Origin of the sequence: Bradyrhizobium sp. NBAIM01, from assembly GCF_020194115.1 — a bacterium.
Lineage (GTDB): Bacteria > Pseudomonadota > Alphaproteobacteria > Rhizobiales > Xanthobacteraceae > Bradyrhizobium > Bradyrhizobium yuanmingense.
The window spans coordinates 267,220-279,248 of sequence record NZ_JADYVU010000001.1; the positions used below are offsets into that span (position 1 = coordinate 267,220).

Consider the following 12,029-nt stretch of genomic DNA (forward strand, 5'->3'; position numbering starts at 1 on the left):
TCCTCAGTTCTGCGCGGTGCCGCGGGTGACGACCTTGCCGAGCCCCGCGATCAGGCGGTCAAGCACGAAGCCGATGATGCCGACATAGAACAGCGCCAGGATGATCTCGCTGATATGCGAGGAGTTCCAGGCGTCCCAGATGAAGAAGCCGATGCCGACGCCGCCGATCAGCATTTCGGCGGCGACGATCGCGAGCCACGACAGGCCGATGCCGATGCGCAGGCCCGTGAAGATGTAGGGCGCCGCCGCCGGGATCATGATCTTGGCGAAGAATTCCAGCGGATTGAGCTGCACCACCGCGGCGACGTTGCGATAGTCCTGCGGGATGTTGCGGATGCCGACCGCGGTGTTGATGATGATCGGCCAGATCGAGGTGATGAAGATGACGAAGATCGCGCTAGGCTGGCCGTCGCGGAAGGCCGCGAGCGAGAGCGGCAGCCAAGCCAGCGGCGGAATCGTGCGCAGCACCTGGAACAGCGGATCGAGCCCGCGCATCGCCCAGACCGACTGCCCGACCAGCACGCCGAGCGCGATGCCGGCGATGGCCGAGAGCGAATAGCCGAAGGCGACGCGCTGGAGACTGGCGGACAGATGCCAGAACAGGCCCTTGTCGATGCCGCCACGGTCGAAGAACGGATCGAAGATCAGCTCCTTCGTATCCGCAAACACTTTTGAGGGCGGCGGCAGCGCCGAGCCGGCTCTGCGGCAGACCAGCTCCCACACCAGCGTCAGCAGAGCGATCACGACCAGCGGCGGGATCACGCGCACGGCGGTCTCGCGTGCCATGCGTGCGTAAGCCTCAGTACGCGGGGGACGCTTCGGCGTCAGCGTGACGACCGGCGCAATCGTTGCAGCAGGCGTTGCGGTCTCAACCTCGATCTTCGTGGCAGTCATGTTCATCGCTATCTCTCTCCGGCGTGGCAGGGACGATGCGGCCGCCCCTAAAGGCGGCCGCAGGGCTCCATCAGACTTCGACGCGCTTGATCGCGAGCGACTTCAGATAGGCGGCCGGATTTTCGGGGTCGAACACCTTGCCGTCGAAGAAGGTCTCCTTTCCGCGCGAGGTGGTGGCCGGAATGTCGGCGGCGGCGACGCCGAGGGTCTTGGCCGCATCGCGCCACATGTCCTCGCGGTTGACCTTGGCAATCAGCGCCTTGGTATCGAAGTTCGGCTCATACTTGCCCCAGCGGATGTCCTCGGTGAGGAACCAGAGATCGTGGCTCTGGAACGGATAGGAGGCATGATCGCGCCAGTACTTCATGACGTGCGGCGAGTTCTCGACCACCTTGCCGGGGATGCCATAGTCGAACTTGCCGGCGGTGCGATCGTAGACGTCCTCGACCGGGCAGTTGATCCACTGCCGCTTGGCCATGATGGCGGCCAGCTCCTGCTTGTTTTCCGCCTTGTCGGCCCATTGCTGGGCTTCCAGCACGGCCATCAGGATCGCCTTGCTGGCCTTCGGGTATTTGTCGACGAAGGCCGCGCGCATGCCGAAGGACTTCTCCGGATGCTTATTCCAGATCTCGCCGGTGTTGACGGCGGTGTAGCCGATGCCCTGGTGGATGAGCTGGAGATTCCAGGGCTCGCCGACGCAGAAGCAGTCCATGGTGCCGACCTTCATATTCGCCACCATCTGCGGCGGCGGCACCACGATGGTCTCGATGTCCTTGTCGGGATCGATGCCGCCGGCGGCGAGCCAGTAGCGGATCCACAGATCGTGGGTACCGCCGGGGAAGGTCATCGCAGCCTTCACGGCCTTGCCGGACGCCTTCTTCTTCTCAAGCGCCGCCTTGAACGGCGCCGCATCGGTGCCGAGCTTGAGGTCGGCATATTCCTTGGCGACCGAGATGCACTGCGCATCGAGATTGAGCCGCGCCAGGATGTACATCGGCGTCGGCTGGTTGTTCTGCGTCACCTTGCCGGCCGAGATCAGGTACGGCATCGGGGTGAGGATGTGCGCGCCGTCAATGCCGTTGCCTTCGGAGCCGAGCACGAGGTTGTCGCGCGTGGTGCCCCAGGACGCCTGCTTCTGCACGTCGGTGTCAGGCACGCCGTGCTTGGCGAACAGGCCCTTGTCCTTGGCGACGAACAGCGGGCCGGCATCGGAGAGCGCAATGAAACCGAGCTTGGCTCCCTTGACCTCGGGGCCTGCGTCCTGCGCGAAGGCGCCGGCGGGGAAATTCAGCTTGGCGGCGGCGAGCAGTGCGGCGGTCGAGCCGGTGGCTTTCAACAATTGACGGCGGCTGAGGCCAGTCTCGGAGGGCCGGCGAATGCGCTTGGTCATAGGTCGTGTCGTCCTTTTGCGTCGTTGCGGAATGATTGCGTCAGTGCGCACGAGCAGCCCGTCCGTCCGTGACGCCAGAAAAAGGCGCATGCGAACGCGCGACGGGGAGACCCCGTTCGGGTGCGTCAGCAATTCGGATGAGAAGTCTCGCGGGACGGCTTCAATGGCGTCGACCTGGAACTATTCAAGCTTCATGCCAAGCCTGCCACCGCCAAAAATGATGGATAATCAGATGCTTGGTAATTCCGCGCCTGACTAACACAGCCCTGTTCCGCACGCGAAATTTGCGGTCTGCTCAATCCTTGTGCGCCGCACAAACGTTGTGCAGTCGCTCAAGCAAGAGGCGGCGCAGTTCTGCCAATCATCCCCCTGCAGCTGACATCTGGCTGAATTTGCTAGCTTTTTCGATCGACGCGCCACGGCACACAAATTGCTTCTAAGGTTGCGTCAACGACGACTGCGGCTTGGCCGCATTGATGCAGCCTCTGGCGGCTGCATCCCGGAAGCTCACCTGCTTCGCGGTCTCCGGCTTCAGAGTCCTCGTGACGCGATTCCCAAGGCTTCCAAACTTTCCATAGCCCTCGTGCGCGCCAGGCTGCCCGCACGGCCGATGACGTTCAGCCGCGCCCTCGTCGGGGGCGTGTCGATCTCACTTACGAAGCAAAGGAACCATTGATGTCGTATCTCGCGCCTTCGGAATTCGTCACCAAGATGGTGGATGCGGGCGAGTCCAAGATCTTCATGTCCACCCGGGATACCATTATCCGCGCCTACATGGCCGGCGCGATCCTGGCCCTCGCAGCCTGGTTTGCCGTCACGATCACCGTGAACACCGGCCAACCGCTGGTCGGCGCGCTCCTGTTCCCGGTCGGCTTCGTCATGCTCTATCTCCTGGGCTTCGACCTCCTGACCGGCGTGTTCGTGCTCTCGCCGCTCGCGCTGATCGACAAGCGCCCGGGCGTTACGCTCAACGGCGTGCTGCGCAATTGGGGTCTCGTCTTCGTCGGCAATTTCGCCGGCGCCTTCACCGTCGCCTTCATGATGGCCTTCGTCACGACCTTCGGCTTCACGCAGGCGCCCGACAAGGTCGGCGCCGCCATCGGCAATATTGGCGAGGGCCGAACCCTTGGCTATGCCGCGCACGGTGCGGCCGGCATGGCGACGCTGTTCCTGCGCGGCATGCTCTGCAACTGGATGGTCTCGACCGGCGTCGTCGGCGCCATGATCTCGACTTCCGTCCCCGGCAAGGTCATCGCGATGTGGATGCCGATCCTGGTGTTCTTCTACATGGTGTTCGAGCATTCCGTCGTGAACATGTTCCTGTTCCCGTCGGGCCTGCTGCTCGGCGCGAAGTTCTCGATCATGGATTATCTGATCTGGAACGAGATCCCGACCGTGCTCGGCAACCTCGTCGGCGGCCTCGCCTTCACCGGCATGACCCTCTATGCCACCCATGTCATGACCCTGCCGAAGCGCCAGGCGGAGAAGCCCGCGAAGCCCCGCGTCGCGGCCTGATCGAATAGGTCTCGACAGGGGAGCCTCGCCCAAGCACGGTGAGGCTCCCCTCTCCCGGTGATGACGATGCCCCGCGGACTCCAGATTTCGGTCGGCCAGCATTCCGACAAGGGTCGCAAGCCCATCAACCAGGACTTTCACGGCGTCCTGATTCCGGAAGAGCCGCTGCTCAGCCTGAAGGGCATCGCGGCCGTTCTCGCGGACGGAATTTCCTCGAGCACGGTAAGCCAGATCGCCAGCGAGTCGGCGGTCAAGAGCTTCCTGATGGACTATTACTGCACGTCGGAGTCGTGGACGGTGAAGACCTCCGCCCGCCGCGTGCTGGAGGCGACCAATTCCTGGCTGCATGCGCAGACGCGCAAGAGCCAATATGCCTATGACCGCGACAAGGGCTATGTCTGCACGCTCAGCGCCATGGTCATCAAGGCAACCACCGCGCACATCTTCCATGTCGGCGATTGCCGCGTCTATCGCGTCGCCGGCAAGGCGCTGGAGCAACTGACCGACGATCACCGCATCATCGTCTCGTCCGAGCAGACCTATCTCGGCCGCGCGCTCGGCATCAATCCGCAGCTCGAGATCGACTATCAGGCGATCGAAATCGAGGCCGGCGACACCTTCCTGCTGGCAACCGACGGTGCGTACGAGTTCGTCGATGCGCGTTTCGTCACGAGTGCAATCGACGAGCACGCAGCCGAGCTGGACGGGGCGGCGAAGGCGATCGTGGAGGAAGCCTATCGGCGCGGCAGCGACGACAACATCACCGTGCAGATCCTGCGGATCGATGCGGTGCCGCAGCGCGATCCGGCCGGCATCTTCAATCAGAGCTCGGAATTGCCGCTGCCGACGCTGCCGGAGCCGCGGGCGATCTTCGACGGCTACCGGATCGTCCGCGAGATCCACGGCAGCAGCCGCAGCCATATCTACCTCGCCGTCGACACCGAGACCGAGCAACCGGTCGCGCTCAAGCTGCCGTCGGTCGACCTACGCGACAACGCCGCCTATCTCAAGCGCTTCTTGATGGAAGAATGGATCGCACGCCGGATCGACAGCCCGCATGTGCTCAAGCCGCTGTCGCAGTCGCGGCGACGCGGCTATCTCTACGTCGCGACCGAGTTCGTCGAGGGGCAGACCTTGAAGCAGTGGATGACCGACAATCCGCGGCCCGATCTCGAAACCGTGCGCGGCCTCATCGAGCAGATCGCCGCAGGCCTGCGCGCCTTCCATCGCATGGAGATGCTGCATCAAGACCTCAGGCCCGACAACATCCTGATCGACAAGACCGGCACCGCCAAGATCATCGACTTCGGATCGGTCAGGGTCGCCGGCGTGGCCGAGGCGGCGCCGCCAGGGGAGGCCGACGAAATCCTGGGCACCGTCCAGTACACGGCGCCGGAATATTTCCTGGGGCAAGGCGGCTCGCCGCGCTCCGACATGTTTTCTCTGGCCGTGATCTGCTACCAGATGCTGACGGGAAAGCTGCCCTACGGCACCCAAATCGCCAAAATCCGGCGCAAGGCGGATGTGCGAAAGCTTAAATATCGCGCCGCCGACGATGACCGCAACGTTCCCGCCTGGGTCGACGGCGCGCTCCGGCGCGCGCTCCATCCCGATCCCTACAAGCGGCACGAGGATCTCTCGGAATTCATCTTCGAGCTTCGCACGCCCAACCCGGCCTATCTCGACACGCGCATCACACCGCTCCTGGAGCGCAGCCCGCTGATGTTCTGGAAGCTGACAACGGCGGCGCTCGCCTGCGCCGTCGTCGTGCTGCTGGCCTTGCTGCATGCGCGCTGATCGAGATTGCCGCTCGCCACATGATTAATAGCGAGCGGCGCAGCCAGCCCGCCTGCGCTTCTGCTCTGGCAAGCCTCAAACGGGGGCCGCGATCTCGGCGACGAAGTCGCGATAGGAGCGCAAGGGACGACCCAGCATGCCGGTCAGACGCTCGACGTCGCCGGGCTCAGGGATCATTCCCTCGGTGAGGAAACGCTCGCCCATCACCCGCATGTCGAAAGCCATCCAGGGCGGCATGAACTGCCTGAGGTTGTTCTCGAACCCCGCAGTGTCGTCTCCGCCGTAGGCGATCGCGCGGCCGAGCACCTCCGACCAGATCGCGGCGGCCTTCGCGCCAGTGAGTGTCTCAGGGCCAACAAGATTGATGCGTTCGAGCGGAAGCGGCGCTGCGGATGTCTCGCGGCGGATCAGTTCGATCGCAGCAATCTCGCCGATGTCGCGCGCGTCGATCATCGCAAGGCCCTTGCTGCCGATCGGCATCGGGTAGACACCATATCCGGTCACGGCATCCTTGATCATGAGTTCGTTGTTCATGAAATAGGCGGGCCGCAGGATGGTCGCCTTGAAGCCCATCTGCTCGATCATGCGCTCGACCCCGAACTTGCCGGCGAAGTGCGGCACATTCACGTAGAGGTCGCTGTGAATGACCGACAGATAGACGAACCGCTCGATGCCGGCTTCGCGGGCAAGGTTGAGCGCAGTCAGCGCCTGAGTGAATTCGTCCGGCACCACGGCGTTGAGCAGGAACAGCGTCGAGACGCCCGAAAACGCAGTGCGCACGGAATCGACGTCCAGCAAGTCGCCCTGGGCGACGGCAACACCTGCCGGAAGGTTGGCCTTCTCGGGATTTCGGACGAGTGCGCGCACATCGGCGCCGCGCTTGACGAGTTGCTCGACGACGTTGCGGCCGATGGTGCCGGTGGCGCCGGTAACGAGGATGGTCATGGGATCACTCCGGTTGGGTATTGGAAGACACCCGGAAACTAATGATCCACATGCGAGCCGATAGGCGTTATATTTGGACAGACCGTCTCATTGGTGGAACAGATGGATTTGCTTGCGCTCGCCGATTTCAATCTCGTCGCCCGTCACGGAGGGTTCGGAAAGGCCGCGCGAGCAGCGGGGCGTCCGAAAGCGACCTTGTCTCGACGTGTGTCCGAACTGGAGAGCAGTCTTGATCTGCGTCTGTTCGAGCGCGGCGGGCGCACGCTCAAGCTCACCCAGGAAGGGCGCGCGCTCTATGAGCGGACGGGCGCACTCCTCACCGAGCTCGACGAGACCGCGGCCGCGATCGCCTCGGGCGGGGACAAGCCAAAGGGCAGGTTGCGGATCAGCGCACCCCTGCTCTTCTCGCAAACCGCGATGGGCCGTCTCGCGGCCGGCTTCGCCCTTCGGCATCCGCAAGTCCGGCTCGAAGTCACGACCGATGACCGCTACGTCGACATGATCGAGGAAGGCTTTGATCTCGTGATCCGGGTCAATCCCGATCCGGATGAAAGCCTGGTCGGCCGCATCTTCTTGCGCGACCGAATGCTGGTCGTCGCCAGCCCCGCTCTGAAGCACCCGAGAGGAAACCTCGCTGTTCCGGCCATCGTGCGCGGCGATGACAAAGCTGCGGTTTGGGACATCAGACGGCCAAGCGGCCCATCGCGCATCGCGATCGATCCCGTGCTTCGACTGTCATCCCTGATGATGGTTCGCGATGCCGTGAGAGCCGGTATCGGCGCCGCGAGGCTGCCGCTGTCGCTCGTCAGCCACGATCTTGCCGCCGGCACGCTCGTTCGCTGGGGTGACGTCGAGGGAGCCGACATCGCCCTATGGACGCTCTATCCCTCGCGGCGATTGCTCAGTGCGCGCGTCTCCGCTTTCCTCGATCATCTGAAAGACGCCTTTCCAAAGGGTACGCCCGACGAGTTGGCAGCCTATATCGGGGGATGACTGAGATTTCGCATCCTCACGCCGGCTCGGTCGCCTTCATCCCGAGCGGCTTCGGCGCCATGCCGCCGCCCGGCTTGAGGTGGAATTCGTAAGTCATCAAATGCCACCGCCCGTTCGCCGTGGTGCCGTCGGGCATCTCAAGGTCGTTGCGCGGCTCGACCTTGGCGACGAGGTCGTCCTTCACGCCGAACACCACGTCGGAGTCGAGATATTTGTCACCGTCCATGAAGACGTGCGTGATCAGCGGCTCATAGCCTCTGGCATTGACCAGGAAGTGCACATGCGCCGGGCGCATCGGGTGGCGGCCGGTCTGCACGATCATCTCGCCGACCGGACCATCGGTCGGGATCGGATAGCTGCACGGCAGGATGGTGCGGAAGAAGAAGCGGCCATCGTCATCGGTGATGAAGCGCGCCCGCGCCGAGGCGCCGACCTCATCGTAGTTCGGCTTCTGGGAATCGTAGAAGCCGTCGTCATCGGCGTGCCAGACGTCGACGGGAACGCCGGCGAGCGGCTTGCCCTCGAGGTCGGTGACGCGGCTCTGCACGAACATCCGCTCGCCGGTCTGGTTGTTCGGCGAGATGTCGGTGCCGTGCGCAGTCACCTTGTGCTCGCCGACATAGAACGGGCCGAGCACTGTGGTCTCCGTGGCACCGTCGCGATCCCTGTGATTGACGGCGTCGACCAACATGGAGACGCCGAGCACGTCGGACAAGAGGATGAATTCCTGGCGGGTGTCGGTGCATTTCTGCCCGGTCCGGGTCAGGAAATCGATGGCATATTCCCATTCCGCGAAGGTGAGACCGGTCTTGCTCACGTAATCGTGCAGCGACCTCACCAATTCCTGCAGCAGAAATTTCGCGCGCGTGTCGGGCGTGTGGTCGAAGCTCCTGACGACGGCTTCGGTGAGTTCGGTCTCGGTGAACTGAGTCATGGTGCGTTTGCCCTCGCGTTCTTCTCGTTGGCCCCGGCGGGCTCCTTGCGTTCCGAGCCCGAGTCTACACCAGCCGGCCCGGCCTCGTTAAGCGCAACCGGCTTGGAATGCGGCCGTCATTTCGGTATCAACTTTCCGACAAAACGCCCCGGAGGAACTGATGCTCGCCCCCACCCCCGCTTCGCCCGAATCCGTCGGCATGTCCAAGGCCGCGCTCGACCGCGTCGATGCGCATCTCAAGCGCCGGTACATCGATGCCGGGCGTTTCCCGGGCACGCATCTCCTGGTCTACCGCCGCGGCAAGGTCGCGCACAGCTCGGTGCAGGGCTTTGCCGATGTCGAGCGCAAGGTGCCGGTGAAGGACGATACGATCTATCGCATCTATTCCATGACCAAGCCGCTCACCAGCGTCGCCTTCATGATGCTGGTCGAGGAAGGCCTCGTCGCCATCGACGAGCCCGTCGCCAAATACATTCCGGAGTGGAAGGACCTCGGCGTGTTCGTCGCCGGCACCTACCCGGCGTTCCTGACCCGGCCGCCGTCCCGGCCGATGCTGATCGTCGACCTCTTGCGCCACACCTCTGGGCTCACCTATGGCTTCCAGCAACGCTCCAACGTCGATGCCGCCTATCGCACTGAAAAGATCGGCGAGGTCGAGAAGTCAGGCACACTCCAGACCATGGTCGAGGGCCTGGCCAAGATCCCGCTGGAGTTTTCGCCGGGCGAGGCCTGGAATTACTCCGTTGCAACCGACGTGATCGGCTATCTCATTGGCAAGATCTCCGGCATGCCGTTCGAGCAGTTCCTGAAACAGCGCATCCTCGATCCACTTGGCATGACCGACACCGACTTCCACGTCCCGGCCTCGAAGGCGCATCGCTTCGCCGCCTGCTATTCCGCCGATCCCGGCGGCGGCATGACCTTCCATGCGGGCCAGCGCCGCGAGGGGCTGACGCTCCAGGACGACCCGGCAACGAGCTCGTTCCTGTCGCCGCCCTCGTTCATCTCCGGCGGCGGCGGGCTGTGCTCGACCGTTGCCGACTATCTGACCTTCTGCCGTGCGCTGCTCAATGGCGGCGAGCTCGGCGGCGTCAGGCTGATCGGGCCGAAGACGCTGGCGCTGATGACCACCAACCACATTCCGGGCGGCCGTGCGCTGCCGGACGTCTCGCGCTCGCTGTTCTCGGAAGCGACCTATAACGGCATCGGCTTCGGTCTCGGCTTCGCCGTGACCATGCGCCCGGCCGAGACATTGATCGCCGGCAGCCCCGGCGAATACAATTGGGGCGGCGCCGCCACGACCTCGTTCTGGATCGATCCGGCCGAGGACCTGATCGCGATCTTCATGACGCAAGTGCTGCCGTCGAGCGCCTATCCGATCCGCCGCGAGCTGCGCAGCATGGTCTACGCCGCAATCACTGAAAGCAATCTGTAGCCGACCGCGACGACCCCGCGGCCACCGGCCGCGGCAGCACGATCGCATATGACTCGCTGCGGCGGCCTGCGAGCACGCCTCGTCCTTCGAGACGGCGCTTACGCGCCTCCTCAGGATGAGGCTAATCGGCGTCAGTGCCCGTTTCGACTGCTGCCGCACACTCCGTCCTCATCCTGAGGAGCCCGCCTAAAGCGGGCGTCTCGAAGGATGGCCACGGGGAAAATCCCTCAGATGCGATAGCCCTGCCCGGCTGCGGGGTCCTCCTATCAGGCGGTCACTTGAGCATCTCCGGCACGATCAGGCGCGGCAGGAACAGCGACACGCTGGGCCAAATGATCACGGCCGCCAGCACGAGTAGCATCGGGATCAGCATGATGACCGTGTCCTTCAGGGCATAGCGCAGCCGCACGCCCGCGATCGAACAGGCGATCATCAGACAGAGGCCGTAGGGCGGCGTCACCAATCCGAAGGCCAGCGAGACGATGGAGATGATCGCGAACTGGACCGGATGCAGATCGACGGACCTGGCGAGCGGCTCCAGCACGGTGCCGACGATGATGATCGCGGGGATGGCGTCGAGAAAGCAGCCCACCACCAGAAAGCAGAAGGCGATGAAGAAGCCGGCCGCGACGGGACCCATGCCCCATGTCGAAACGTTCGCCAGCAGTTCTTGCGGGATCTTGTAATAGGCCAGCAGCCAGCCGAACGCACTGGCGGTGCCGACGCAGAACAGCGCCACGCCGGCGAGGCGCCCAGTGTCGAGCAAGGCTCTGTACAATTCGCGGATTCCCGTCTCGCGGTAGAAGAACGCCGAGAGCACGACGGAATAGAGCACGGCAACGCAGGCGGACTCGGTCGCGGTGAACCAGCCGAGCAGAATGCCGCCGACGATGATGAACGGCGTCATCAGCGCCGGTATCGACCGCCAGATGGCGCATCGCATGTCGACCCAGGTCGACTTCGGATAGGTCGGGTAGCCGCGGCGCACCGCATAGACGTGCACCGTCGCCATCTGCGCGCCCGCGATCAGCAGCCCGGGCACGATACCGGCCAGATACATCGCCGCGATCGAGGTCGAGATCAGACCGCCCCACACGATCATCAGGATCGAGGGCGGAATGACGACCGCAAGAACCGCGGAGGCCGCCGTGATGGCAATGGAGAACGAGAGATCGTAGCCCTCCTTGGTCTGCGCATCGATGAAGATCTTCGATTGGCTCGCCGCATCCGCAGTGGAGGAGCCGGAGATGCCGGCAAAGAACACCGACAGCACGACGTTGATCTGCGCCAGCGACCCCGGCCAGTGCCCGACCATCGAGCGCGACAGCGCCACCAGGCGATCCGTGATGCCGCCGATACTCATCAGGTTCGCCGTCAACAGAAAGAACGGCACGGCGAGCAGGATGAACGAGTTGTATGCGTTGAAAGTCTCCTGCGCGAGCGTCATCAGCGAGAGGCGCGGCTCGATCAGAAGGATCGGCACGCAGGCAAGGCCCAGCGCGAAGGCGACCGGCACCCGCACGATCAGCAGGCCGACGAAGACCCCGAACAGCACCATCGCGGCCTGTCCGGCAGAAAGTACGGTGCCGTTCATTGCTGTGCCCCGACCAGAACGCGCAGTTCATCGAGCATCTGTTCGCCCGCAAACACAATCCAGGTCACGCCGGCCACCGGCCAGGCGACGTGGATCAGCCAGAGCGGCAGATCGGCCAGCTCCGACGTTCTGTTCCAGGCGAAGCGTGTGAATTCGATTCCGGCGGACACGAACACGATGGCCAGTGCCAGCACGCCGAGCCGCGCGATGATCCGCACCGCGGCCTCCGACCGCCGCGACAAATCGGGCCACACGTCGACCTCGAAATGCTGAGCCTCGCGAATGCCGACCATGGCGCCAATCATGATCGTCCAGATGAACAGGAATCGCGCCATCTCTTCGGTCCAGATGTAGGAGGGAATGAACGGCGTGTAGCGCGAGACGATCTGCAATGTGACGGGGATGACCAGGATGCCGACGCAGGCGGCGAGCAGGAATTCCAGCAATTTCGCATAGGCCGCGGTGACGCGACGCCACAGCGACGGTGTGGACGGGACGTGCATTTCGGACATTGGAGCTCCGTACGGCGCTC

Annotated in this window: 10 protein-coding genes; 4 read left to right on the top strand and 6 right to left on the bottom strand. The window is 63.9% G+C overall.

The genetic code is table 11. The features are described from left to right. Positions 1-3: 3 nt before the first annotated feature. Both ntrB and I6F31_RS01150 read right to left on the bottom strand, forming a co-directional pair. Positions 4-900 (bottom strand): nitrate ABC transporter permease, encoded by an 897-nt coding sequence (gene ntrB, locus I6F31_RS01145; protein ID WP_074447510.1) that lies wholly within the window; start codon positions 898-900, stop codon positions 4-6. Between the two features lie 64 nt (positions 901-964). Beyond that, positions 965-2,284, bottom strand: coding sequence for a CmpA/NrtA family ABC transporter substrate-binding protein (locus tag I6F31_RS01150; RefSeq protein WP_036004553.1), 1,320 nt, complete (start codon positions 2,282-2,284; stop codon positions 965-967). 675 nt (positions 2,285-2,959) lie between these two features. On the opposite strand from I6F31_RS01150, the gene I6F31_RS01155 reads away from it, so the two are divergent. Together I6F31_RS01155 and I6F31_RS01160 are read left to right on the top strand one after the other, a co-directional pair. Next, entirely contained in the window at positions 2,960-3,799 is an 840-nt protein-coding gene (locus I6F31_RS01155; protein ID WP_036004575.1) for a formate/nitrite transporter family protein, read from the top strand. Between the two features lie 60 nt (positions 3,800-3,859). Then, positions 3,860-5,596 (top strand): bifunctional protein-serine/threonine kinase/phosphatase, encoded by a 1,737-nt coding sequence (locus I6F31_RS01160; RefSeq protein ID WP_225127416.1) that lies wholly within the window; start codon positions 3,860-3,862, stop codon positions 5,594-5,596. Positions 5,597-5,671: 75 nt separating this feature from the next. Here I6F31_RS01160 and I6F31_RS01165 read toward each other — a convergent pair whose 3' ends face one another. Next, positions 5,672-6,541, bottom strand: a complete 870-nt coding sequence (locus I6F31_RS01165) for an NmrA/HSCARG family protein (RefSeq protein WP_225184549.1) — start codon at positions 6,539-6,541, stop codon at positions 5,672-5,674. Positions 6,542-6,643: 102 nt separating this feature from the next. Here I6F31_RS01165 and I6F31_RS01170 point away from each other — a divergent pair, with 102 nt between their 5' ends. Next, positions 6,644-7,534, top strand: a complete 891-nt coding sequence (locus tag I6F31_RS01170; protein WP_036025875.1) for a LysR family transcriptional regulator — start codon at positions 6,644-6,646, stop codon at positions 7,532-7,534. Positions 7,535-7,550: 16 nt separating this feature from the next. On the opposite strand, the gene I6F31_RS01175 is transcribed toward I6F31_RS01170, so the two are convergent. Continuing rightward, complete coding sequence (locus I6F31_RS01175; protein WP_225127421.1) at positions 7,551-8,468, bottom strand: dioxygenase; 918 nt, start codon at positions 8,466-8,468, stop codon at positions 7,551-7,553. Between the two features lie 160 nt (positions 8,469-8,628). On the opposite strand from I6F31_RS01175, the gene I6F31_RS01180 reads away from it, so the two are divergent. Next, positions 8,629-9,903: a serine hydrolase domain-containing protein gene (locus tag I6F31_RS01180; RefSeq protein ID WP_225184550.1), complete on the top strand. Its 1,275-nt coding sequence runs from the start codon at positions 8,629-8,631 to the stop codon at positions 9,901-9,903. A 274-nt stretch (positions 9,904-10,177) separates the two neighbouring features. Here I6F31_RS01180 and I6F31_RS01185 read toward each other — a convergent pair whose 3' ends face one another. Together I6F31_RS01185 and I6F31_RS01190 are read right to left on the bottom strand one after the other, a co-directional pair. Then, positions 10,178-11,497, bottom strand: a complete 1,320-nt coding sequence (locus tag I6F31_RS01185) for a TRAP transporter large permease (RefSeq protein WP_036004535.1) — start codon at positions 11,495-11,497, stop codon at positions 10,178-10,180. Further along, on the bottom strand, positions 11,494-12,009 hold the full coding sequence (locus tag I6F31_RS01190) for a TRAP transporter small permease (protein WP_225184551.1): 516 nt from the start codon (positions 12,007-12,009) through the stop codon (positions 11,494-11,496). The genes I6F31_RS01185 and I6F31_RS01190 overlap by 4 nt, the downstream gene beginning before the upstream one ends. Positions 12,010-12,029 lie beyond the last annotated feature (20 nt).

Coding starts and splice junctions, on each gene's coding strand:
- I6F31_RS01155 (WP_036004575.1), top strand. CDS start 2,960: ATGTCGTATCTCGCGCCTTCGGAATTCGTCACCAAGATGGTGGATGCG.
- I6F31_RS01170 (WP_036025875.1), top strand. CDS start 6,644: ATGGATTTGCTTGCGCTCGCCGATTTCAATCTCGTCGCCCGTCACGGA.
- I6F31_RS01190 (WP_225184551.1), bottom strand. CDS start 12,009: ATGTCCGAAATGCACGTCCCGTCCACACCGTCGCTGTGGCGTCGCGTC.
- I6F31_RS01185 (WP_036004535.1), bottom strand. CDS start 11,497: ATGAACGGCACCGTACTTTCTGCCGGACAGGCCGCGATGGTGCTGTTC.
- I6F31_RS01165 (WP_225184549.1), bottom strand. CDS start 6,541: ATGACCATCCTCGTTACCGGCGCCACCGGCACCATCGGCCGCAACGTC.
- I6F31_RS01175 (WP_225127421.1), bottom strand. CDS start 8,468: ATGACTCAGTTCACCGAGACCGAACTCACCGAAGCCGTCGTCAGGAGC.
- I6F31_RS01150 (WP_036004553.1), bottom strand. CDS start 2,284: ATGACCAAGCGCATTCGCCGGCCCTCCGAGACTGGCCTCAGCCGCCGT.
- I6F31_RS01160 (WP_225127416.1), top strand. CDS start 3,860: ATGACGATGCCCCGCGGACTCCAGATTTCGGTCGGCCAGCATTCCGAC.
- I6F31_RS01180 (WP_225184550.1), top strand. CDS start 8,629: ATGCTCGCCCCCACCCCCGCTTCGCCCGAATCCGTCGGCATGTCCAAG.
- ntrB (WP_074447510.1), bottom strand. CDS start 900: ATGAACATGACTGCCACGAAGATCGAGGTTGAGACCGCAACGCCTGCT.